Annotated in this window: 17 protein-coding genes; 9 read left to right on the top strand and 8 right to left on the bottom strand. The window is 35.8% G+C overall.

The features are described 5' to 3' along the window. Positions 1-77 precede the first annotated feature (77 nt). The 4 genes from DMB71_RS14210 to DMB71_RS14225 all read left to right on the top strand — a co-directional run bounded on the left by DMB71_RS14210 (position 78) and on the right by DMB71_RS14225 (position 4,409). The gene (locus tag DMB71_RS14210; protein ID WP_111367157.1) at positions 78-1,439 is read left to right on the top strand and encodes an FGGY-family carbohydrate kinase; all 1,362 of its coding nucleotides are present in this window, start codon (positions 78-80) and stop codon (positions 1,437-1,439) included. Positions 1,440-1,534: 95 nt separating this feature from the next. Further along, positions 1,535-2,275 (top strand): (Fe-S)-binding protein, encoded by a 741-nt coding sequence (locus DMB71_RS14215; RefSeq protein ID WP_111367158.1) that lies wholly within the window; start codon positions 1,535-1,537, stop codon positions 2,273-2,275. A 153-nt stretch (positions 2,276-2,428) separates the two neighbouring features. After that, entirely contained in the window at positions 2,429-3,829 is a 1,401-nt protein-coding gene (locus DMB71_RS14220; protein WP_111367161.1) for a lactate utilization protein B, read from the top strand. Next, positions 3,822-4,409 (top strand): LutC/YkgG family protein, encoded by a 588-nt coding sequence (locus DMB71_RS14225; protein ID WP_111367163.1) that lies wholly within the window; start codon positions 3,822-3,824, stop codon positions 4,407-4,409. Before DMB71_RS14220 ends, DMB71_RS14225 begins: the two co-directional genes overlap by 8 nt. A gap of 76 nt (positions 4,410-4,485) precedes the next feature. Here the strand turns inward: DMB71_RS14225 and DMB71_RS14230 are convergent, their stop codons facing one another. Continuing rightward, a complete protein-coding gene (locus tag DMB71_RS14230) occupies positions 4,486-4,818 on the bottom strand; it encodes a YegP family protein (protein ID WP_111367166.1) in 333 nt (110 codons plus the stop codon). A gap of 258 nt (positions 4,819-5,076) precedes the next feature. Between DMB71_RS14230 and DMB71_RS14235 the strand changes: the two genes are divergently transcribed. Continuing rightward, on the top strand, positions 5,077-6,201 hold the full coding sequence (locus DMB71_RS14235) for an XdhC family protein (RefSeq protein ID WP_111367169.1): 1,125 nt from the start codon (positions 5,077-5,079) through the stop codon (positions 6,199-6,201). Continuing rightward, entirely contained in the window at positions 6,176-6,793 is a 618-nt protein-coding gene (locus tag DMB71_RS14240; protein WP_239452976.1) for a nucleotidyltransferase family protein, read from the top strand. The genes DMB71_RS14235 and DMB71_RS14240 overlap by 26 nt, the downstream gene beginning before the upstream one ends. Before the next feature lie 214 nt (positions 6,794-7,007). Here DMB71_RS14240 and DMB71_RS14245 read toward each other — a convergent pair whose 3' ends face one another. After that, positions 7,008-8,159: a cysteine desulfurase family protein gene (locus DMB71_RS14245; protein ID WP_111367173.1), complete on the bottom strand. Its 1,152-nt coding sequence runs from the start codon at positions 8,157-8,159 to the stop codon at positions 7,008-7,010. Positions 8,160-8,489: 330 nt separating this feature from the next. On the opposite strand from DMB71_RS14245, the gene DMB71_RS14250 reads away from it, so the two are divergent. The 3 genes from DMB71_RS14250 to DMB71_RS14260 are packed head-to-tail and all read left to right on the top strand — an operon-like array spanning position 8,490 to position 12,317. Next, a complete protein-coding gene (locus DMB71_RS14250) occupies positions 8,490-9,128 on the top strand; it encodes a 2Fe-2S iron-sulfur cluster-binding protein (RefSeq protein WP_111367174.1) in 639 nt (212 codons plus the stop codon). After that, on the top strand, positions 9,125-10,105 hold the full coding sequence (locus DMB71_RS14255; RefSeq protein WP_111367176.1) for an FAD binding domain-containing protein: 981 nt from the start codon (positions 9,125-9,127) through the stop codon (positions 10,103-10,105). The genes DMB71_RS14250 and DMB71_RS14255 overlap by 4 nt, the downstream gene beginning before the upstream one ends. A 7-nt stretch (positions 10,106-10,112) precedes the next feature. Further along, the gene (locus DMB71_RS14260) at positions 10,113-12,317 is read left to right on the top strand and encodes a xanthine dehydrogenase family protein molybdopterin-binding subunit (RefSeq protein ID WP_111367177.1); all 2,205 of its coding nucleotides are present in this window, start codon (positions 10,113-10,115) and stop codon (positions 12,315-12,317) included. A gap of 343 nt (positions 12,318-12,660) precedes the next feature. On the opposite strand, the gene DMB71_RS14265 is transcribed toward DMB71_RS14260, so the two are convergent. The 6 genes from DMB71_RS14265 to DMB71_RS14290 all read right to left on the bottom strand — a co-directional run bounded on the left by DMB71_RS14265 (position 12,661) and on the right by DMB71_RS14290 (position 23,792). Continuing rightward, positions 12,661-13,224 (bottom strand): DUF2911 domain-containing protein, encoded by a 564-nt coding sequence (locus DMB71_RS14265; RefSeq protein WP_111367179.1) that lies wholly within the window; start codon positions 13,222-13,224, stop codon positions 12,661-12,663. A 98-nt stretch (positions 13,225-13,322) separates the two neighbouring features. Next, the gene (locus DMB71_RS14270) at positions 13,323-15,128 is read right to left on the bottom strand and encodes a glycoside hydrolase family 2 protein (RefSeq protein WP_111367180.1); all 1,806 of its coding nucleotides are present in this window, start codon (positions 15,126-15,128) and stop codon (positions 13,323-13,325) included. Positions 15,129-15,305: 177 nt separating this feature from the next. Beyond that, positions 15,306-17,630 (bottom strand): glycoside hydrolase family 2 protein, encoded by a 2,325-nt coding sequence (locus DMB71_RS14275; protein ID WP_239452977.1) that lies wholly within the window; start codon positions 17,628-17,630, stop codon positions 15,306-15,308. Between the two features lie 157 nt (positions 17,631-17,787). Further along, positions 17,788-18,978, bottom strand: coding sequence for a glycoside hydrolase family 88 protein (locus DMB71_RS14280; protein WP_111367183.1), 1,191 nt, complete (start codon positions 18,976-18,978; stop codon positions 17,788-17,790). A 278-nt stretch (positions 18,979-19,256) separates the two neighbouring features. Then, the gene (locus DMB71_RS14285) at positions 19,257-20,777 is read right to left on the bottom strand and encodes a RagB/SusD family nutrient uptake outer membrane protein (protein WP_111367185.1); all 1,521 of its coding nucleotides are present in this window, start codon (positions 20,775-20,777) and stop codon (positions 19,257-19,259) included. Positions 20,778-20,789: 12 nt separating this feature from the next. Continuing rightward, positions 20,790-23,792, bottom strand: a complete 3,003-nt coding sequence (locus DMB71_RS14290; RefSeq protein WP_111367186.1) for a SusC/RagA family TonB-linked outer membrane protein — start codon at positions 23,790-23,792, stop codon at positions 20,790-20,792. Positions 23,793-23,835: the final 43 nt, after the last annotated feature.

The raw sequence follows: 23,835 nt of genomic DNA on the forward strand, positions 1-23,835 counted from the left end.
ATATAATATTAAGTTTTTCAACAAAAAGCATAACCCATAACTCATAACCCATAACTCAAAACTCATAACTAAAAAAAATGAATGTAGTTGCGATTTTTGATATTGGTAAAACAAACAAAAAGGTTTTTTTATTTAACGAAAATTATAAAATTGTCTGGGAGAAATCAGTAAATCTGGATGAAACGACAGACGAAGATGGTTTTCCTTGCGAAGATATCGAAGTACTGAAAAACTGGATTTTAGATCGATTATTCGAAATAAAAGAGCTTAAAGATTATGTTTTAAAAGCCATCAATTTCAGCACTTACGGAGCCAGTTTTGTTTATATAGACGAAAACGGAAAAGTTTTAACTCCTCTGTATAATTATTTAAAAGATTATCCAGAGGATTTAAAATCGGATTTCTATGAAAAATATAAAGGAGAGAAGAAGTTTGCTGTAAAAACAGCTTCTCCCGTTTTGGGCAGTTTAAATTCGGGAATGCAGATTTACCGATTGATAGAAGAAAAGCCCGAAATATTTGAAAAAGTGAAATACTGTCTGCATCTGCCGCAGTTTTTAAGTTTTCTTTTAACGAATGAAGCATACGCTGATATTACAAGTATTGGCTGTCATACGAATTTGTGGAATTTCAAAAAAATGAAATACCATAAATGGCTAAAAGAAGAAGGTGTTTCAGATAAAATACCACCAATACATTTTGGTAAAGATATCATCATGACACGTGAAAACCTTGCGGTTGGAGTGGGGCTTCATGATAGTTCATCGGCGATAATACCTTATACAATCAATTTTACAGAACCTTTTGTATTGTTGTCTACGGGAACTTGGAGTATTTCTCTAAACCCGTTCAACAACAAACCTCTGACTTTTGATGAATTGCAAAACGACTGTCTTTGCTACATGCAGTACACTGAAAAACCAGTTAAAGCTGCGCGTTTATTTGCCGGAAATGAACATGAAGTGCAAACCAAACGTTTGGCAGAACATTTTAAAGTTCCAGTTGATGCCTACAAAGAAGTTTATTTTGATAAAAATATAGTAGCCAATTTACGAGCGCTTAATTATCAAATTATCTATCCTAAAAAATACAATTTCGATATTTTGAAAGAATGCCCTTTTCAAAAAAGAGATCTTTCGCACTATAAAAATTACGAAACCGCTTACCATCAATTAATGCTGGATTTGGTAGAACAGCAGGTTTTTTCAACCAATTTGGTAGTTCATAACAGCCCTGTAAAAAAGATTTTTGTGGATGGAGGTTTCAGTAAAAATTCGATTTATATGAATTTATTGGCAGAAGCTTTTCCAGATATCGAAGTTTATGCCGCGTCAATGGCACAAGCGAGTGCTCTAGGAGCTGCATTGGCTATTCACGATAACTGGAATCCAAAACCAATTCAGAACGATTTAATTGACTTGAAATTCTATAAACATTAGGTAAAAACGGTCTGTATGTTGTAAATTTGCTGAGAAACGTATTTTTTACATTTTTACTCTACACGCCTAATGAACAACACACTAAATACTACAATATGAAAATTGGACTTTTTATACCTTGTTATGTCGACCAATTTTATCCAAAAGTAGGAATTGCAACCTACGAATTACTTCAAAAATTAGGTTGTGACGTCGAATTTCCGATGGGACAAACCTGCTGCGGACAGCCAATGGCAAACAGCGGTTACGCTCATTTAACAAAAGGATGCGATGCCAACTTCATCGCCAATTTCTCAGGTTTTGATTATATCGTTTGCCCTTCTGGAAGTTGTGTTTTGCATGTGAAAGATCATTTGCATGACGAAAAACAGGAAGACAAAGCAACAGCAATTCGAAATACAGTTTACGAACTTACAGAATTTATTACAGACGTTTTAAAAATCGATCATATTGACGGAAGATTTCCATATAAAGTTGGAATGCACGTCAGCTGTCACGGTCAGCGTGGATTGAAGCTTTCGCAAATGTCTGAATTGAACGCACCATTTTTCTCTAAACCAGAACAATTATTGCACGGTATTAAAGATCTTGATTTGGTTGCTTTAACTAGAAAAGACGAATGCTGCGGTTTCGGCGGAACTTTTTGCGTTACCGAAGAAGCAGTTTCTGTAAAAATGGGACAAGATCGCATTAAAGATCACGAAAGTCACGATGTGGATTATATTACAGGTGGAGATATGTCTTGCTTAATGCATTTGGATGGAATTCTAAAAAGACAGAAAAGCAGAATCAAAACCATTCATATCGCTGAAATATTAAATTCACTCGAAAATTAAAAATATGAGTAGTTTATTTAACCGCAAAGTTCGCAAAGAAAAAATACGCAAAGCACGCTAAGATTAAAAATTATCTTTGCGAACCTTGCGTAAAAACCTTGCGAACTTTGCGGTTAAATAAACATTTCAAAATTGACTTTTAAATAGTAAAAAATGTCATCAGAAAAAATAATACAGCACAGCGAAGCCGCAGCAAAATTCAATAAAGATGTAGAGCGTGTCAATTGGCATGACGAAACACTTTGGTTTGTACGTGCTAAAAGAGATAAGTCAGCGCATCAAATTGAAGATTGGGAATTGCTTAGAGAAACAGCTTCTCAAATCAAATTTAATGTGCTTTCTAATATTCATGATTATTTAGTTGAATTTGAAGCGAATGCGCAACGAAACGGAATAATTGTGCATTGGGCAGCCGATGCCAAAGAACATAACGAAATTGTGCATTCTATCATGGCAAAACATGATGTAAAGCAAATGGTGAAATCCAAATCGATGCTTACAGAAGAATGCCATTTAAACGATTATTTAGCCGAAAAAGGAATTGAAGTAATCGACTCAGATTTAGGCGAATATATTGTACAGCTTCGTAAAGAACCGCCAAGTCACATTGTACTGCCAGCGATTCACTTAAAGAAAGAAGATGTAAGCGAAACTTTCCACGAACATTTAGGTACAGAAAAAGGAAATTTCAATCCGCAGTATTTGACAGAATCAGCTCGCCAGAGTTTGAGAAATACTTTTTTGACTAGAAAAGTGGCGCTTACAGGAGTAAATTTTGCTGTTGCAGAAACAGGAGAATTTGTGGTTTGTACCAATGAAGGAAATGCCGATATGGGCGCGCATTTAGCAGACGTTCACATTGCTTGTATGGGATTTGAAAAACTGATTCCGAAAAGAGAACATTTAGGCGTTTTCTTGAGATTATTGGCAAGAAGCGCGACAGGACAGCCAATTACAACTTTTTCAAGCCATTTCAAGAAACCAAGAGACGGAAAAGAAATGCATATCGTAATTGTAGACAACGGAAGAAGTAAACAATTAGGAAGAGAAGAATTTAGAAATTCGCTAAAATGTATTCGTTGTGGTGCTTGCATGAACACTTGCCCAGTTTACAGACGAAGTGGCGGACACAGTTATCATAATGCGGTTGCAGGACCAATTGGTTCTATTTTAGCGCCAAACTTAGATATGAGCAAAAATGCCGATCTGCCTTTTGCTAGTACGCTTTGTGGTTCGTGTACCAATGTTTGTCCAGTAAAAATTGATATTCACGATCAATTGTACAAATGGCGTCAGGTTTTGGTAAAAGAAGGGCATACGCCAACAGCCAAAACGGTTGCGATGAAAACCATGGCCACTGTCTTAGCAAATCCAACCGCTTTCAATATCGCTGGAAAATCAGGGCGATTTGTAATGAAGAATATTCCAGGAATGGTCAATAATAAAATGAATAAATGGTACGACCAGCGTGAAATGCCAGATGTTCCAGAAGAATCTTTTAGAGAATGGTACAAGAAAAATTCGAGAGAATCTAAAGAAAAAGGAAATGAGTAGTAAAGGCGAAATTTTAAAAAGAATAAAAGCAAATCAGCCTGATTTGGTTTCAGAACTGCCTGATCTTAAAGTTTTAGGTTCAGAACAATTTGATGTTTTAGAAACCTACAAAACAGTCTTAAAAGGCATTGGAGGTGATCCTATAGAAGTTGCTGATTATAATGAAATCATCGATTATATCAAATCGAATTACAACCTAGAGAAACGTTTAATTACGACACTTCCAGAACTTTCAGAAATTGCTTCTTTAAACTGGAAAACAGTCGATCCACATTCGCTTCAGGATGTTGAATTGACCGTTGTAAAAGCACAATTCGGAGTAGCAGAAAACAGTGGACTTTGGGTAACCGATGATATTTTAGGACAGCGTGTTGCGCCTTTCATTGCACAATATTTAGCCATTGTAGTCCATAAAAAAGACCTTGTCCCAACAATGCAGCAAGCGTATCAAAGAATTGGAAACATGGAATATGGTTTTGGAACTTTTATCGCTGGACCTTCAAAAACAGCTGATATTGAACAGTCTTTGGTTCTTGGCGCTCATGGTGCGAGAGGATTGATTGTGTTTTTATTAGATTAAATTGCATTCTGAATATATTTATAACGAAAAAGCGAGGAATGTTTCCTCGCTTTTTTATGTTTACAGCAGTTATAATTTATGCCGTTTGATCATCAATTGTCGCATCGGGAGCATTTTTCTTAACAGACTCGATTCCGTTTTCTCTGGCAGCAACACTTTCGTACATCTCGCTTGAACCAATAATTTGTCCGTTACCCGCTTTTAGATTAAAATATGGTTTTCCGCTTTTAGATTCTAATCTATCATAACGATCATCGTCTGGTGCATTTTTTTTAACAGACTCGATACCATTATTGCAGGCTGCTTTTGTAGTATAGCCTTCACTCGTTAGAATGGTCTGACCATTACCAGCTTTTAAATTGAATTGGAACTCTCCGTTGGCTCTAGTAGTGATTACAAATTTTCCCATGTAGTTTACTTTTAAAGTTAGGTATATAAATTTTGCTATTGATAAAAATACAAAACTTAGTAATATAAATCATACGTCAATTTGAAAAAATGATTACGATAATCATAATAAATTGGTTTGACGGATTAAATGAAATGTATTTTTTAGATCTAAACAAATGTACTATTAGTATAAAGAAACGATCTTCTAAAGGAATATTAACAGGATAAATGTTTCTTGCTATATGGTCTGTTTGTAATATTTTTTTATTTTTAAACTATGAAAGAAATCAGTGAAATCCTTAAAGCATATTCACAAGCTAAGTCAGAAGACAAGAAGACAGCTTTAGCAACCGTAGTAAAAGTCGAAGGTTCGTCATACAGACAGCCAGGTGCACGTATGTTGGTTACCGAAGACGGCATGCTGACAGGCGCAATAAGTGGCGGATGTTTAGAAGGAGATGCGTTGCGAAAAGCACTTCTTTCAATTAATCAAAAGCAAAATAAACTAGTAACGTACAATACTAGCAATGAAGGAGATGCAGAAGTTGGTTTACAGCTTGGATGCAACGGAATTGTTCATATTCTTTTTGAGTATATTTATGAAGAAGTTGAAAACAATCCGATTCAGCTTTTGCAACAATTGGAATTAGAAAGAAAAGAAGCAGTAGTAGTGACGGTTTTCTCTTTAAAAAGAAATGCTTCTCAGATAGGGACAACTTTATTTTTTAGAAAAGACAGTCCCGTTTTAACTTATGATAATGAAGCTTTAAATTTGATTTCGGATGTGAAAGAGGTTTTGAAAAATAAAACTACAGTAGTTAAAAGACTTCAAGAAGAGAATGATAACGAAGCTTTAATAGAATATATAAAACCGTCTATTTCGTTAGTAATTGCGGGCGCAGGAAATGATATTCAACCATTAGTAAAAATGACTTCTGTTTTAGGATGGAGAACCAGTATTGGTGAAGGACGCGCGACGCATGCAACTGAAAAGCGTTTTCCTAAGGCAAGTCAGATTTCGGTTGTAAAACCCGAACAATTTCTAGAAAATATAATCATCGACGATCAGACTTATTTTCTTTTAATGACTCATAATTACAAATACGATCTGGCAGTTTTAAAATTATTGCTGGAAACTAATTGTCATTACATCGGAATTCTCGGTCCAAAATCAAAATTCAGCCGAATGCTTGATGATCTTTTGATTGAAGGAATTACAGTAAACGAAGAACAGTTGAGCCGAATTCACAGTCCTATCGGTTTGGATATTGGAGCGGAAACTTCAGAAGAAATTGCCCTTTCGATTATTTCTGAAATTAAAGCCGTTGCCTCTGAACGTGCTGGAACTTCGTTAAAATACAAAACGGGTAAAATTCATGATGAAATTCATTATGAAGAATAAGCATTGTAATAAAACAGGTATTGTCATTCTTGCCGCAGGAAATTCTTCCAGATTAGGCAGACCCAAACAGTTATTGCTATACAAAGAATCCACTTTGCTTCAAAACACTATTTTAGAAGCTTTAAAGGTTGAAAATTCGTTTTTAATAGTAGTGACAGGATCAAATCATATTTTAATAGAAAAAGAGTTTAATTTATCCGAAGTAAAATTTTCATTTAATTCTGAATGGGAAAGTGGCATGTCTTCTTCAATTGCAAAAGGGATTTCAGAACTATTACTTTTAAACCCTGATTGTAAACAATTCATTCTATCGGTTTGCGACCAACCTTTTGTAACAAGTTTAGTTTTTGAGAATTTAATAAACGAATATAAGAAAACAGGAAAAGGAATTGCTGCATCGGCTTATGCAGAAACATTAGGAACCCCAGCTTTATTTCATCAAAAATACTTCGAAGAACTTCTAGATTTAAAAGGACAGGAAGGAGCTAAAAAACTCATTAAAAAATATGCTGACGATGTGGTTTCAGTTCCTTTTGAAAAAGGGAATATTGATATTGATACCGAAGAGGATTATTTTAAGTTGATTTCTTAAGCAAAAGGGACAAAGGTTCAAAGTTACAGAGTTACAAAGATTTTCAGGTATAGTTTGTCATTTCGACGAAGGAGAAATCTCCACAAGTAACTCTACAAAGATTGGCAATATTCTGTGTCGGAATTACCAACGAAGATTTCTCCTTTGTCGAAATTGACAAAACTGTGAGGTATGAAAAGTGATAATTAATCTATTAAAAACAAAGGAAAAAAACTTAGCGCCCTAGAGCCTTAGTGACAAACCGCCTAGCCAATTCTAAAACCCGCTCAATAGCAATATCAATTTCTTCTTCAGTAGTAAAACGTCCCAAACTAAAACGAATCGAACTCAAAGCATCTTCATCAGACAATCCCATTGCTTTTAAAACATGTGAAGGTTCAGAAGTAACAGCCGAGCACGAAGCTCCATTTGAAACGGAAATATTTCCCAATGCCAAAATCAGCTGTTCTGAATTTACTCCGGGGAAACAAATATTTGAAGTATTATAAATCCTGTTTTCAGTATTTCCATTAACAAAAGAACCTTCAAACTGCAATAAACCTTTTTCAAGTTTATTTCTTAAAATTTCAATTCGTTTTTGATCTTCTTGTTGCTCTTTCAAAGCTATTTCTGCAGCTTTTCCTAAACCGATAATTCCGGGAACATTTAGTGTTCCGCTTCGTAATTTTCTTTGTTGTCCGCCACCAAGAATTTGAGATTTCAATTTTACTTTGGCTTTCGCCGAAATATACAAAGCGCCGACTCCTTTTGGTCCATAAAATTTATGAGCTGACATTGCCAAAAAATCAATTCCTAGAGCTTTTACATCAACAGGAATTTTACCAACGGCTTGTGTAGCATCACACATAAAAAGCACATTTTTGACTTTCAGTATTTTAGAAATTGCGTTGATGTTTTGGATGACGCCACTTTCATTATTAGAGAACATTCCTATGAAAACCAGTGTTTTATCTGTGGTTATTTCTTCTAAAAGTTGAATATCTAAAAGACCATCAGAAGCAATTGGCAAATAAGTAACTTCAAAACCAATACTTTCCATAAAGTTACAAGTTTCAAGAACGGCTTTATGTTCGGTTTGAATGGTGACGATATGTTTTCGGTCTTGGTCGCTTAAACCTTTAATAGCAAGATTAATTGCCTCGGTTGCACCCGAAGTAAAAATAATTTCATCAGCATTAGCATTTATCAAATCTGCCGTTTGCCATGCTGCATTTTCAACAGCTTCGTTTACGTTTAATCCAGCTAAATGTGTGCTTGTTGAATTAGCATAATAATCTGTAAAATACGGAATCATCGCATCCAAAACGCGTTTGTCAACGCGCGTTGTGGAATTATTATCCAGATAAATGATTTCTTGCTGTGACATAATTTAAGCTTGATTTAGTAAAAATACTAATTTTATAATCTCGCAAAGTCGCGAAGACGCAAAGTTTAATTCAAAAAAATAACTATTTAAGCTATATAAGTTCAATTAAGATAAAGCTTAAATTTCTTGTATTACTTATATGGTTAAAAACTTTGCGTCTCTGCGACTTTGCGAGAGATTTTCTTTCTATTAATCTTTGCGGTTAAAAAACAGAAGTTGTAATTATTCTAAATAAGAGTAATGTTTGAATTTTATAATTTTTTCTTACATAAGATCGCTAAATTTGTTAGAAGGACAAAAGTGAATTTGCTAATTTAACAAATAGATTGCATGGCTTCTAAAAAAACAAATCAAGATAAAGTAACGCCCGAAGATGCTAATTCGCGTCGTGACTTTATAAAGAAATCAGGACTTTTTACCGCTCTTGCCCTGACGCCGCCTTCGTTGGTAATGGCTTCAGATAAAAAATGGGACGAAAAAATAGCGGAATATCTAGAAACCGTACCGCTTTCTATTGAAGTAAATGGCACAAAGCACAATTTGAATATTGAACCAAGAACAACATTACTTGATTTGCTTCGCGAACAATTACAGCTTACAGGAACTAAAAAAGGCTGTGATCACGGACAATGTGGTGCATGTACAGTTCACGTAAACGGAACTCGAATTTTGTCATGCCTTTCTTTGGCAACGATGCAACAAAATGCACAAGTAACTACAATTGAAGGACTTTCAAAAGGAAAAAAACTGCACCCAATGCAAGAAGCTTTCATTAAACATGATGGTTTTCAATGTGGATATTGCACGCCAGGACAAATCATGTCAGGAATTGCCTGTATCAAGGAAGGTCATGCTAACAGCAGAGAAGAGATCAGTGAATATATGAGTGGAAATATCTGCCGTTGTGGTGCTTATCATAATATTGTTGATGCTATAACTGAAGTGAAGGAAGGAGGGAAGGAAATATGAAAAACTTTCAAATAATTAAAGCGCTGTCTTCTTCATCGGCAGTTACAGGAAAAGCTAAAGATGATTCTTCTATGTTTATCGCAGGGGGAACGAATCTTGTTGATTTAATGAAGAAGAATATTGTCGCTCCAGACAAATTGGTTGACATTAACGGATTAGACTTAAAGAAAATTGAGTTTTTAAAAGGAAAAGTTTCGATTGGCGCACTGGCAAAAAACAGTCAGGTTGCCGAAGATGCTTCGATAAAAGAAAAACATCCTTTGTTAGCATTAGCGTTAGCTGCTGGAGCTTCTCAGCAGATTCGTCACATGGCGACTGTTGGAGGTAATATGTTGCAGAAAACAAGATGCTCTTATTACTACAATACTGATATGCCTTGTAATAAACGTGTTCCAAAAAGTGGATGCGGCGCAATTGGCGGTTCTAACCGAATGGCAGCTGTTTTTGGAACTTCAGATAGTTGCATTGCAGTTCATCCTAGTGATATGTGTGTAGCTTTGGCGGCGCTTGACGCGAAAGTTTTGGTAGAAGGACCAAAAGGAAAACGAGAGATTAACTTCACCGATTTTCACCGACTCCCAGGAAATACGCCTGAAAAAGACAATACACTTGACAGCAGAGAATTGATTACTGCTGTTGAAATTCCAGATAATAATTTTACTAAAAATGTGCATTATCTAAAAGTTCGAGACAGGACGAGCTATGCTTTTGCATTGGTATCGGTTGCTGTGGCTTTAGATATAAAAAATAATACCATAAACGATGTCAGATTGGCTATGGGCGGTGTGGCACATAAACCATGGAGATTGACTGAAACAGAAAAATTTCTGAAAGGAAAAGCAATTTCAGAAGATCTATTTAAACAAGCAGGCCATTTGTCGATGAAAGGCGCAAAAGGATTCGGTGATAATAATTTTAAACTAACGCTTGGAGAGAATGCAGTAGCAGAAGCACTTACAATAGCAACATCAAAATAATTAAATTATGAGCAAGACAAGTAATATTAATAGAGTTGACGGATTTGCTAAAGTAACGGGTTCAGCAACGTATTCAGCAGAATATAAAACAGCAGGTGTTGTTTATGCCTGTTTGGTAGGAAGTACAATTGCTAAAGGAAGAATTAAAACTATTGATACCAAAAAAGCAGAATGGGCGCCAGGAGTTTTGGCGGTTATTACACATTTGAATGTAGATAAACCGTCTGGTTACGAAAAAGCAAAGGACAAGCACAATTTTGGTCAGCCATTGCAGATTTTCAAAGATGATTCGGTTTTGTATTACGATCAACCTATTGCTTTGGTGATTGCCGATACTTTTGAGCGTATGCGATATGCAGCGAGTTTAATTAAAGCCGATTATTTTAAAGAAGAACATTCGACAGAACTTAAAAAAGCAACTGAAAAAGAAAAGAAAGTCGAAACAGATAAAGGAAATGATTACCATCGCGGTGAACATGATGGTTATAAAAATGCTGAAGTTATCCTAGAAACCGAATATACGATTCCAACCGAAGTGCATAACCCAATGGAATTGGCAAACATCATAGCCAAATGGGATGGAAATAAACCAATTTTATATACAAAAAGTCAAGGTGTTGAAGGAACACGTAGAAGTGTAGCAGGAGTTTTTGGCGTGCCTGTTGAAGATGTTGAGGTTCACGCCGAATATCTTGGAGGTGCATTCGGAATGGGATTGCATACTTGGCCGTACGAAATTGCAGCTTTGATTGGTGCGAAAAAATTAAACCGTCCAGTAAAGTTAGTTTTACATCGTGAGCAGATGTTTACCAATGTTGGTTTCAGACCTTACACGATTCAGAAAATGGGTCTTGGTGCAACCAAAGATGGAAAATTGACAGGCTTAACACATGAAGCGGTTGCGATGACTTCGAGTTATGAGGATTTCATGGAAGGAACCGTAAACATGTCCCGATTTATTTATGATTGTCCAAACGTTTCAACTCGTTATAGAATTGTGCCTTTGGATACCTGCACGCCAATCTGGATGCGTGGGCCAGGCGAAGCGACAGGTTCTTTTGCCTTAGAATGTGCAATGGATGAAATGGCGTATAAATTAAACTTAGATCCGATTGAATTTCGAAAACTGAATTATGCCGAAAAAGATCAGGAACAAAATAAACCGTGGAGCAGTAAATTTCTTTTAGAATGTTACGAAGGCGGAATGGAACGCATTGGCTGGAAGAATCGTAAAAACGAACCTGGTTCTGTTAAAGAAGGAAACTGGTTAGTGGGTTACGGAATGGGAACAGGAACTTTTGGCTGTTACAGGAGCCCAACTTCTGTAAAAGCAAAATTCTTAACCAATGGCGATTTAGTGTTGCAATGCAGTGTAAACGATATGGGACCTGGAACGGCAACTATGATGACAGCTATTGGAGCTGAAGTAATAGGTTTGCCAGCAGAAAATGTGATTATCGAAATGGGCAAAAGTGGTTTGCCAAAAGGTCCAACGCAAGGTGGTTCAGCAACGACTTCATCTGTTGGTTCTGCGGTTCATGATGCTTGTAATTTATTGCTGAATAAAATAATTGAAGTGGGAAGTAAAAATCCTGCTTTGAAAGGAATCGCTCTTACAGATTTAACTTTTGAAAACGGTGCAGTTTCTTCTAAAAAAGATAAATCTAAATCGGTTACGTTAGCAACACTTTTAAGTAGCAATAAATTAGAAGATTTTGAAGTAGAAAATCTTTCAAAAGCGGCAGAAGAAGCGAAGAAATATTCGATTTATTCATTTTCGGTTCATTTTGTAAAAGTATTAGTAAATCCGAATTTGGGTAAAATAAGATTGGCTCATGTCGTTTCTTGCGCCGATATTGGAACCGTAATCAGCCAGAAAACTTCCGCAGGGCAGATGTTCGGTGGAGCAGTAGGAGGAATCGGAATGGGATTGATGGAAGCTTTAGAAATCGATCATCGTTTTGGTCGTCCAATCAATAATAATTTCGCAGACTACCATGTTCCTGTAAACGCAGATATAGAAAAACAAGAAGTTTTCTTCGTAAATAAAAAAGACCCAATCAGTAACCCAATGGGAACAAAAGGTTTGGGAGAAACAGCGTTAGTCGGAATGGCACCTGCAATTGCAAATGCCGTTTTTAATGCAACAGGAAAACGTGTTAGGGATTTGCCAATTACATTGGATAAAATTATAGAAACTGTAAAGGTTTAAAATTAAAAAAGAATTACAATAGTCCCTTTGAAAAAGAATTTTAAAGGGATTTTTTTGTACTATGAGAAAGTCTTACAAAGCAGAAGAATAGTAAAGTTTTTTTCGACAGATTATCACACAATCTTGTCATTTCGACGAAGGAGGCTCGAGCGATAGCGAACTGGCAAAGCAAATCTTCGCAAGCAGCTCCGCAATAATAAGCCAATCTTTGTAGAGTTTCTCGTGGAGATTTCTCCTTCGTCGAAATGACAAAAATGGGGTTACTTGCCCCCCAAAAAAAAAATCGCAAAGCTTAAAAAAAAACTTTGCGACTTTGTGCCTTCGTGGCATATCTCATTAAAACTTATTTAACCGTGATTGGCAATTCAACCGTTGTTTTATCCCAACCGATAACAAGATTTGCTACGTTACCTTGAGCTGTAAATGCAATAGATAAAGCTTCGATAACTTCAGAAACTGGTTTTACAGGAACAGAAACTCTTACCACATCTTTGCTTTCGTCATAAGCATAAGAACCCCATAAATCAAGTTCTTTGTTGATGATAATAGTCCATTTGTCTTTTTCAGGAATAGCAAATAAACTGTATGTGCCTGCAGCAATTTTTTTTCCGCCAATTGTTACATCTTTGTAGAATTTAACTTCTGTGTTTTCATTAGCGCCAACTCTCCAAACTTCACCAAACTTTACAACATCACCAAAAATGGTTCTTCCTTTTACAGAAGGTCTTGCGTAAAGTACTTTGATAACTGGGTTTGGATTATCTGTTTTTTTGAATTTTACCGCTTTGTTTGGGAAATACGAAATATCAACTGGACTTGCATCAAGCGGAGCAAATTTTACTATGTCTTGAGCCTGAACTGTAAAAGCAGCAAACAAAGTAACTGCTAGTAAATAGAATTTTTTCATGGTTTACAATTTTTAGATTAACTACAAAGTAAATTAATAATGAAGAAAAATCATATAATTTGCCGCCTGTTTTTTGTTAATGAATTGGTAATGACGAATTAATTCTGATATTCTTTTTTCTTTTTAGCATACCAATCCTGCATAATATAGAAAGCTTTTTTCTTTTCGCCATCATTTGAAATTAAACCTTTACGATTGTAACCGTCCTGAATTCCTGGAAGCAATCTTTTTGGAGATCTGAAATCGACTAAAATCCAAGGGCTTGTCCCACTTAAGTGAGGAATTTTTTCAATCATTTTTAAATTCTGGATGTATAAATATTCCTGATATTCCTCTGTCCAACGTTCGTTCTTTTCGCCGTGAAAACCAGCTTTGGCATCACCACCAAATTCAGAAACAAAAACTGGTTTGTTGTATTTAGATTTCCATGTTATTTTCTCAGCATCTTCTAAGTTTCCGCCATACCAGCCCAAATATTGGTTGAAAGCCACAACATCCAAAACTTCTCCAATAGGATCATCAATAGTTTCTTTTTTGGTTAATAAGGCAGCACTAATTAATCTTGTATTATCTAAAGATCTCGTGTGTGACGCCAAATTTTTAATGAAAGTATTTCGAGCTTCCGAAATTGGAGTTTCATTTGCCATAGACCAAATCACAATACTAGCTCTGTTTTTATCTCTTGTGATAGCGGCAGTTAATTGATCTTGAGCATTTTTATACGTGTTTTCATTTTTAAATTCAACCGTCCAGTAAACCGGAATTTCTTCCCAAACCATTAAACCTAATTTATCAGCTTCTCTAACCATGTTCTCGTTATGCGGATAATGTGCCAGACGAACATAATTGCAGCCCAATTCTTTTGCCCAGTTTAATAAACGCAAAGCATCTTCCTGAGAATTCGCACGTCCGCCTTTGGCGTTTTCTTCGTGAATCGAAATTCCGCGCAAGAAGACTGGTTTTCCATTCAGCAAGATTTTATCTTCTTTTGTTTCGATACTTCTAAAACCAATCTGATCGTTTAATTTTTTTCCATTAAAGTCAACAGTGACATTATATAATTTCGGATTTTCTGGTGACCAATAAGAAATCTTTTTAGCTGGGATTTCAAAGTTTAAAATACCGTTATTATCCGCTTTTCCTTTGTAGTTGATTTTTAATTCAGGAATAGAAATTGAAATCTGATTTTTTGATGCATCCAAATTATTGATTTTAATAAAACCCGAAATCACATTTGCATTGCCTTTCTTCAGTTGAATATTATAATCTTCTACAAAAGAGGATTCTTCTTCAATTAAAGTCACATCGCGCGTAATTCCGCCATAATTCCACCAATCGGTATTTACGGTTGGAACATCTTCTTTGTGACGCGTATTATCAACTTTAATCACTAAATAATTTCCAGTAGGTTTTACGATTGAAGTCACTTCGTAATTAAATGGAGTAAAACCGCCTTCATGAGTTCCCAGTTTTTTTCCGTTTAAATAAACATCAGCTTTATAATTGATGGCTCCCAAATATAAAAACAGACGTTTATTAGCCGCTAAATTGTAATCGAAGGACTTTTTGAACCAAACATTCCCTTCATAATATTTCAGTTCTGTAACCTGCGAATTCCAATCGCCTGGAATATTGATTGTAGGCGATTTATCAAAATCATATTCTACCAATTCTTGTTTGTTTTGAGCATGATAATTGGTAAAAAAGGCTCCTTTTGCTGGTTTTTCACTTTTGTCGTATTGATCAAGGTGAAAGCTGTAAAAACCTGTTTGATATGGATCTATAATATAATTCCAAACTCCGTTTAAGGAAGTGGTGTTTCGGTTTGGTACGTTAGAAATTAAACCTTGTGATTGTCCAATTGTGAACGATGTAAGGAATAATAATGTTAGAATTTTTTTCATTTTATAATCTTTGTTTGTGTAATATATGTCGTTCCTACGGAACTTAATTGGTGTGCGTAATTTAATTTCGCCGGATTTCATCCGGTGCTACCAATCTTTCGTTCCTAACGGAACTTTTTTAATCTTTTTAAATCCTTTAATCTGTGGCAAAAAAAACTTAGCATGTTAGAATCTTTTTTACTCAACTTGAATCCTCAAATATTCTCCTTTAAAGCTTTGATTCAATGCCGTCATTTCAATCGGATTACCAGAACCATCAGGAATAACTTCGATAGAAGCTTTTCCGTTTGCCATTTTAATAGATTCGCTTCCAGTTGGTGTTCCTTGATTCTTTAGTGTTTTTCCTCCCTTTAAACATTGAAAATAAACGCTAGCTTCATAATCCAAACAGCGTAAATTGTTGTTGTCAACTGCAATTGCGGTTACAAGATAATTTCCGTTTTTTAGTTTTTCTGATGATAACTGTAACGAAACCGCCGTATCATTTTTATTAAAACGATAATTCACTTTCAACGTATCAGAAACTGTTTTACCATCTTTTGTTTTTCCAACAGCTAATAAAACATTTTCTCCTTTTTTAAAATTGACATCCCAAGTTAGGCCATTTGCTGGATACAGAGCAAGATTTCGCTGTTTTTCTCCTAACGATTTCCCATTATGGAAAAAAGTCACTTTTTCACAATTGCTGAAAACACTGATCGTTCTCGGTGTATTTTCAGGACCTTGGCGTTCTGTCCAAGTATGCGATTCAATATAAGCGAAAGGTTCTTTTGCCCAATAACTTTTAAATACATAATAAGCGTCTTTCGGAATTCCGTTTCGGTCTGTCAAACCTTTTTGGTTCATGTACGGAATATCATCTTCTGGACGTAATGGCGTTGCAAAATCCTTGAATGCCCATTGAATATTTCCCACAAACGTTGGGTCATTCTCGGATATATGCAAATGCCAGTCAAACAGATCAACTATATAGTTTTCGCTCCAATCGCCAATTTGAGCAATGTTAGCTACTTTAGTCTGTACAATCGCTTCTTCCCATCCTTCAGCTTTTATTACATTTTCGCCTGTAATTGGGTTTTCGCTGTGACGGCCTACGTGGCTGTCTCCGCCATATTCGGCATGAATAAAGTGTTTGTATTCTTTCTTGTAAACGTCAATCGCTTTTTGGTAGCTTTTGTAACTTCCAGAATACCAGCCCGACCAGATTGAAGGAGAGAAAACATCTACAATATGAGAACCTTCATAATATTTTCTAATAGCTGTTTTACGGGTTGGATCCAGTTTATGCGCAATATCATTTAATTCCGTTAAAAAGTCATTTGTTTTCTTATCGTTATCGCCATCAGGAAAATCTGGAAGCCAATTGATTTCGTTTCCTAAAGACCAAATGATAATACTAGGGTGATTGTAATTTTGATTGATAATTTCCTCCAGCATGTTTTTGGTATTCGTTTTCCAAACGTCATTCCCAATTCCGCCACGGCACCACGGCAATTCATCCCAAACCAAAAGTCCAAGTTCGTCGCAAGCTTTATAAATCTCTGGATCTTGCGGATAATGTGCTAAACGAACAAAATTAGCGCCCATTTCTTTAATCGATTTCATATCAGCCCAATGCTGTTCGTTGCTCATCGCTGCGCCAACTCCAGCTTGTTCTTCATGACGATGTGTACCGCGAATTAATAGACGTTTTCCGTTAAGGTAAAACGGGCCATGATCTTTAAACTCAAACCATCTAAAACCTACCTTTTCTGAAACGCTATCTCTAATTTGATTTTTTTCTGATAAAACAGCAGAAAGTCTATATAGATTTGGTTTTTCGGTATCCCAAAGTTCTGGGTTTTTGATATTTTCAAAAGTGATGGTTGAGGTTTTATCTGTAACCAAAACGGTTTTGCTTGCTACTTTTTTTCCTTTCGGATTTTTAAGCGTTACAGTTAATGATAAATCCTTTGAGTTATCAGGATTTACAAAAGAAGAAACAATTTGTACAGAAGCTTTTTTAGCTGAAACTTCTGGAGTTGTAACTTTTAAATTCTCAATATGATTTTTGTATTTCGAAATAAGCCACACGTCGCGTGTGATTCCGCCATAAATAAAGAAATCGCTTTTTTGAGACGGAATAATTTCGATATCATAACTGTTATCTACACGAACAAAAATATCGTTGTTTCCTTCTTTAATAAAATTGGTAATATCTATTGAAAAGCCAATGTAACCGCCAATATGCGATCCAGCTTCTTTTCCGTTTACATACACATTTGTAGTTACATTCGAACCTTCAAAGTATAAAGAATAAACGCGGTTTTTGTCGATTTGGGGAATATTTAATTTCTTTTGATACCAGCTAGCATCGCGTCTGTATCCGGGATATAAATCGGTTGCATCTTCTGCGTTCCAAGTATGCGGTAAGTTTAAAGAAGTCCAGTTGGATGCTTTTTGTGCTTCGTTTAATTTTTGAGTGTCATTTTCTAAATAAAGCCAGTTGTCGTTAATGTTCATCTTTGTCTGAGCAAAACTGCTCAGACAAATTTGAAACAAAACAAAAAGCGCAAAAATTGAAAAAGTTGTATTCGTTTTATTCATAGTTACAAAGGTTCATAGTTACAAAGGTTCAAAGATTTTTCTGGCTCAAAGGTTCAAAGATTCAAAACCTTAGTTACTTTGAACCTTTGAGCCTTTGCACCTTTATTAATGCTTCCAAAAAATAGTAATCGGCGTAAATTATTGGTTCATCAATTTCGTCGTGTTTTGGCCAGTTTCCAGTACTGTGATCAAATAAGAAAGGTGCTTTAATTTTAGCATCTAAAATATATTTATCTGTCTGTACAGAAGCCATCAGTTTATCGGCGAAAGCCAAATAACTATCATTTTTTGTATAACCATACAATTCGTATAGGGCAGACGCAATTACCATCGCTGCAGAAACATCTCGCGCTGCATTTGGAATGCTAGGATCTTTAAAATCCCAATACGGAATTCCGTCTTCTGGGAGATTTTTATTTGTCATAAAAAACTTTGCAGTCGCTTCGGCCTGTTTTAAGTATGCAGGATCTTTTGTATATCGATAAGACATTGTAAATCCGTAAACTGCCCAAGCTTGACCGCGAGCCCAAACCGAATCATCATTGTAACCTTGAAGGGTTGTTTTCTTTCTGACTTCGCCAGTCGTTGGATTATAATCGATAACGTGATAACAAGAGTTGTCTTCTCTAAACTGATTTTTCAAAGTTGTGTTGGCATGTTTGATAGCAACGTCACGATATTTTGGATTTCCAGATATTTTTGAGGCTTCAAATAGTAATTCCAGATTCATCATATTATCGATGATAACTGGATAATCCCAAATTTCTTTGTTGAAATCCCATGAACGAATAGAACCCACTTTTGGATTGAATCTTGTGCATAAAGTTTCGGCGCCTTTAATAATTACCGCTTCGTATTCTTTCTTGTTTTCCACTTTCAGCGCTTCTCCAAAACTGCAAAACACTTTAAAACCTACGTCATGCGAATTACTGTTGACACTTTCCTTTTTACTGAAAGGTGTCCATTTTTGAGCTTGTTCTTTATATTTTGAATCGCCTGTTAATCGGTACAATTGCCAAAGATTTCCAGCAAAAAAACCGCTTGTCCAATCTCTGGACGGAACTTTGCGAATTTCAAGGGTTTTGATATTCATGCTTCTCGGCATCGACATAGAATCTACTGGATAATCGAGCAGCATTTTGTAACGCGTTTCGAGTAAATTATTTGTTGCTGTTGTGTTTTTTGTTTGAGAATTAATCCCAGATTTGCACGCTGTTGCAAGCGATGCAAACCCAAGGATTAAAATGAAACTAATTTTATTCATATTACTAATTAATCTTTATTTTTAGTTTCTATACTAAAATGTTAGACGCGGATTTTACGGATTCATTATCGCGAAGATGTTGATCTGTAATTTTTTTCTCTCGCAGATTTTGCAGATTTGCAGATTTTTTTTTTCCTGCAGATTAAAAATGTTTTTATCAATCTGCTCAATCTGTCAAATCTGCGGGAAACCAATTATGCGTAAGGTAAAAAAATCCGTTTAAATCAGCTCCCGATAGCGACTCCGTTTCATCCGCGTTCAATACTAATTCTACTAAATTAATAACCAGGATTATTTGGTTTTAGATTTGGGTTAATTGCCAATTCTGTTCCTGGCAATGGCCATAAATAATCTCTGTTTGGATCAAAATTAGCATGCGGCTCCAATCCATTTGGTCCAAATACTTCTGGTCCAATTTTTAATCTCTTAATGTCGTACCATCTTACATATTCAAAAGCCAATTCTAATCTTCTTTCGTCAATAACCATTTTTCTGAAATCGGTTTGAGATAATCCTGGAGTTACGTTTGCTGGAAAAGAAACCAGTTTTCCAGCTTTATTTCTTGCTCTTGCGCGAACGCGATTTACATAACCATCCGCTTCTGTTGTTCCTGGATTAATTTCGTTTAAAGCCTCTGCAGCAGTCAGCAAAACTTCAGCAAAACGCATCGTGATGTAATTATGTTGAGAAGTTCTTCCGTTAGCACCAGCTTTTCCCGGAAAACGGAAATATTTGGCAATATGCGGACGTGGCGCTTTTTCGTTATCACTTGAAGGATAAACCTGAAGCGATCCACCTGGACCTGTTTTCTTTCTGATAATGGTATCAAAACTTACCGCTCTTCTGTAATCTCTCTGATCCCAAGTATTGAACACTTTTAATGAAGGAACAGCAACCGAGAAACCTTGCCCGTAGCTGTAACTGTCATCTTTTAATGATCCTGTAAAAAATGCAGTATAATCTTGACCGTAATTTCCTGAAGTTAAGTTGTTAAAGTCGATTGTAAATAAAGGCTCTTTTAATGAAGCTGTTTTTGTAGCATTGAATAAATCCTGAAAATCTGCATCAAGACCTAAACCAAATTTTGCTTCATTTGTAATAACAAATTTTGCTTCATCATACGCTTTTTGAAAATTTCCTAAAGTCAAGTAAACAGAAGCCAAATATCCAGCGGCAGTACCTTTTCCGGGAACAGCTTTTACTTTTGGTTTGTCATCTAGCCATTGTTTAGCAAATTCTAAATCGGCAATGATTTTTGGATAAACGTCAGCTTCTTTTGTTTTGCCAAGAGAATTTACCTGATTTACATCATTCACCACAAAATCAACATACGGAATATCTCCAAAAAGGCGCACTAAATGATAATAAGCAAATGCTCTCGCAAAATAGGCCTGAGCCACAATAGCATTTACTTTCGCAGGATCTCCAGGTGTTTTTTTAGCACCTTCAATGGCCTGATTTGCTGCCGTTATAATAACATACGATTGAGGCCAAAAGTTAGCAACAAGCGCGTTTGTATCGTTCATAGACATATCGTTTACATCGATACGGGCAGCTTGTGTGGTTCTATCGCCAATATCGGCCATATCATCACGAAGCATCAAGGCAATTGTAAATTCTCTTCCCCAATAATTGTTATGGGCAATGTTGGCAAAAGCTCCATTTACAGCAGCTTGCAAATCGTCTGTATTATTGAAAAAGTTCTCTGGACGAATAATCCCTACTGGTTTTTCTTCCAGATCAGAACAGCTGAAAAAAGTCATTGTTCCTAAGCAAAGAAGAGCTATATATTTTTTCATAGTGGTTTTAGATTAAAATTTTAAATTGAATCCTGCCGTAAACGTTCTTACGTTTGGATATCCTCCGTAATCCAATCCTAGATAAGTATTACTTCTAGCATTTGAATCGTTTAAGTAGTTCGTTTCTGGGTCTGTACCTGGATAATTTGTAATCGTCCACAGGTTTTGCGCACTGATGTAAAAACGAACTTTGCTTAATCCCATTTTCGAAACAATTTTTTCATCTAAACTATATCCTAAAGAGATGTTTTTTAGACGAATGTAACTTCCATCATAAACAAATCTTGAAGTGATTCTTTTGGTTCTCGCCGCATTTGCAGGAACATTAGTATCAGTATGAGTTGGTGTCCAAGCGTCTAGAACTTCTGTTGTTGCATTGTTATTTCCAGAAGCCAATTCCATCAAAGTATAGTTTAAGATTTGACCTCCTTCTGAACCTTGGAAGAAGATATTCAAATCAAGATTTTTATAAGTGAAATCATTGTTGAATCCGAAGATGAAATCTGGATTTGGATTTCCGATAATCGTTTTATCCTGAGAATCTAATTTTCCGTCTTGATTTACATCTCTAAATTTTTCTCCACCTGGAGCTGTTTCAAAGTTTCCTGGCACAACAGTTTCTCCTTGCTGAATTACACCATCGTAAATAAATCCGAAGAATGAACCAACAGGCTGTCCAACTCTTAAAATCTGCGATTCAGTTGCTAAGAAATGCCCAGGAGCAGAGTTAATTAAAAGATCTTTATTATCGGCTAATTTTAAAACTTTGTTTTTGTTTGAAGAAATATTAAAGTTGGTTGACCAAGTAAAGTCAGCGCCAATAAAGTTTCTGGTATTAATAGCCAATTCCCATCCTTTATTTTCCAATTCGCCCACGTTTTGAAGCTGAGAAGCAATTCCAGAAATTCCAGGAAGCGGTCTGTTGAACAATAAATCTTTAGTAATCGTTTTATAATAATCTGCTGTAATGCTGATTCGGTTATCAAATAAACCTAAATCAATACCATAATCCTGCTGATAAGACGTTTCCCATTTTAAATTCGGATTATCTAATGAAGTTAACTGAACCGCATTGGTTATCACGTCACCGCTTACATAATAGATTTCAAAGAATCTAGAAAGAGTAGAGTAGGCGCCAATTGAAGGGTTTCCTGTTGCTCCGTAACTTGCTCTTAATTTTAAGTTTGAAACCGTTTTATTGTCTTTTAAGAAGTTTTCTTTACTAATGTTCCATCCAATTGCTCCAGAAGGGAAAGTTCCGTATTTGTAGTTTTTACTAAAACTTGAAGAACCATCTCGTCTTGCTGTAAATGTCAGTAAATATTTGTCGGCATAATCAAAATTCAGCCTTCCGAAAGCAGAAATCAACTCCGTTTCAGATAAACCAGAATCAGGTTTTAAGAAAACAGTTCCAGCGCCTAAATTTCTGTAAGAGTTTGTATTCGTCAAGAATCCTCTTGAAGCTGCATACGAATTTTCGTTTTTGTTTTTTTGGTATGAATATCCTCCAAGAACCGTCAAAATTCCTTTATCGATAATTTCACGTTTAAAAGTCAAATAATTCTCTGTCAAGAAAGAAGAAAATCTAGTATTGTTCACAGAAGCTTCTCCTTTGATGTTTTTTCCAGCAATTAAAGTTGATGGAATAAATCTTCCTGTTTGCGAATTACTATCGGTTAAACCTAAAGTCGTTTTAAAATCAAGATCTTTTGTGATTTGGTATTGGGCAAAGAAATTGTTTCGGTTTGTTACAGAAACGGTTTCTAAAATATTTTCCATTGCAGTTGCATACGGATTGTCAATATCATCGCCAATTGGAGCTGTTGTAGTATAAGTTCCATCAGCATTGTAGATTCCTTTATCTGGCATAAAACGATAAGCCGATGCAATTACACCCGCAGCACCAGTTCCTCCAGCGTTGGTTTGGCTCACAATTCCGTCTTTGTTCTGTTTGCTTGTAAAAGTGTTTAAACCCACTTTAAATTTTGGAGACAAATCAGCCTCAAGATTTCCTACAATAGTATATCTGTCAATCCCTGAATTAATAACCACACCATTTTGATTGAAATACGTTCCAGAAACATAATATCTTATATTTTCAGATCCGCCAGAAAAAGACAATTGTGAATTCGAAATCATTCCATCACGATAAATTACATCTTGCCAGTCTGTATCTGCAGGGCCTTGCGTGTGCGTTGTAAAACTTTTTCTGTAAGCCGCAAACTGATCGGCATTCAATAAATGCAATTTGTTATTTACCGATTGAACAGAAGTCGAATTACTGAACTCAATTACAGGTTTTCCAGCTTTTCCTTTTTTGGTTGTTACCATGATAACCCCATTTGAACCTCTTGATCCGTAAATTGCAGTTGCCGAAGCATCTTTTAAAACCTCAATAGAAGCAATATCCTGAGGAGCTGGCATAGAAACACCTGCAAAACCGTCAACAACAATAAGAGCATCTCCGCTGGCATTGATAGAAGTTCCTCCACGAACCCTAATTTTGGTTGGAGCACCAGGTTCGCCACCATTATTAGACATTACCGAAACCCCAGCTGCACGACCTTGTAAAGCTTGCTCTGCACTTAAAACCGGATAGGCAGTAAGCTCTTTTGCCGTAACAGAAGATACAGATCCTGTTATATCGCTCTTTTTACGAGTTCCGTAACCTACTACAATAACTTCGTCCAATGCTTTTGTATCTGGTTTTAAACTTACATTGATAACACTTTTCGTTCCAACTGGAATTTCAACAGTTTGAAATCCGACGAAATTGAAAACTAAAACAGCATTTTTCTCTCCTACAATCACAGTATAATTCCCATCCATATCGGCAGAAGCGCCTACAGAAGAATTTTTGATATAGACATTAGCACCAGGAAGTCCAAGTAAATCTTCACTAGAAGTTATTTTTCCAGTCACTTTTCGTTCTTGTGCGTGCATCACGATATTTACCAGTAAAAAAGATACCAGCAAACACCATTTAAACGATTTGTTTTTGTGGTCTGTAAACATTCATTTTTTGGTTTTAGGGTTAATAAGTTAGATTAAGTAGAAA

Source organism: Flavobacterium tistrianum (assembly GCF_003254545.1).
Classification (GTDB): domain Bacteria; phylum Bacteroidota; class Bacteroidia; order Flavobacteriales; family Flavobacteriaceae; genus Flavobacterium; species Flavobacterium tistrianum.

What these genes read in the sequence shown, in the direction of transcription:
- DMB71_RS14210 (WP_111367157.1), top strand. Translation starts at nt 78, where the DNA reads ATGAATGTAGTTGCGATTTTTGATATTGGTAAAACAAACAAAAAGGTT.
- DMB71_RS14215 (WP_111367158.1), top strand. Translation starts at nt 1,535, where the DNA reads ATGAAAATTGGACTTTTTATACCTTGTTATGTCGACCAATTTTATCCA.
- DMB71_RS14220 (WP_111367161.1), top strand. Translation starts at nt 2,429, where the DNA reads ATGTCATCAGAAAAAATAATACAGCACAGCGAAGCCGCAGCAAAATTC.
- DMB71_RS14225 (WP_111367163.1), top strand. Translation starts at nt 3,822, where the DNA reads ATGAGTAGTAAAGGCGAAATTTTAAAAAGAATAAAAGCAAATCAGCCT.
- DMB71_RS14230 (WP_111367166.1), bottom strand. Translation starts at nt 4,818, where the DNA reads ATGGGAAAATTTGTAATCACTACTAGAGCCAACGGAGAGTTCCAATTC.
- DMB71_RS14235 (WP_111367169.1), top strand. Translation starts at nt 5,077, where the DNA reads ATGAAAGAAATCAGTGAAATCCTTAAAGCATATTCACAAGCTAAGTCA.
- DMB71_RS14240 (WP_239452976.1), top strand. Translation starts at nt 6,176, where the DNA reads ATGATGAAATTCATTATGAAGAATAAGCATTGTAATAAAACAGGTATT.
- DMB71_RS14245 (WP_111367173.1), bottom strand. Translation starts at nt 8,159, where the DNA reads ATGTCACAGCAAGAAATCATTTATCTGGATAATAATTCCACAACGCGC.
- DMB71_RS14250 (WP_111367174.1), top strand. Translation starts at nt 8,490, where the DNA reads ATGGCTTCTAAAAAAACAAATCAAGATAAAGTAACGCCCGAAGATGCT.
- DMB71_RS14255 (WP_111367176.1), top strand. Translation starts at nt 9,125, where the DNA reads ATGAAAAACTTTCAAATAATTAAAGCGCTGTCTTCTTCATCGGCAGTT.
- DMB71_RS14260 (WP_111367177.1), top strand. Translation starts at nt 10,113, where the DNA reads ATGAGCAAGACAAGTAATATTAATAGAGTTGACGGATTTGCTAAAGTA.
- DMB71_RS14265 (WP_111367179.1), bottom strand. Translation starts at nt 13,224, where the DNA reads ATGAAAAAATTCTATTTACTAGCAGTTACTTTGTTTGCTGCTTTTACA.
- DMB71_RS14270 (WP_111367180.1), bottom strand. Translation starts at nt 15,128, where the DNA reads ATGAAAAAAATTCTAACATTATTATTCCTTACATCGTTCACAATTGGA.
- DMB71_RS14275 (WP_239452977.1), bottom strand. Translation starts at nt 17,630, where the DNA reads ATGAACATTAACGACAACTGGCTTTATTTAGAAAATGACACTCAAAAA.
- DMB71_RS14280 (WP_111367183.1), bottom strand. Translation starts at nt 18,978, where the DNA reads ATGAATAAAATTAGTTTCATTTTAATCCTTGGGTTTGCATCGCTTGCA.
- DMB71_RS14285 (WP_111367185.1), bottom strand. Translation starts at nt 20,777, where the DNA reads ATGAAAAAATATATAGCTCTTCTTTGCTTAGGAACAATGACTTTTTTC.
- DMB71_RS14290 (WP_111367186.1), bottom strand. Translation starts at nt 23,792, where the DNA reads ATGTTTACAGACCACAAAAACAAATCGTTTAAATGGTGTTTGCTGGTA.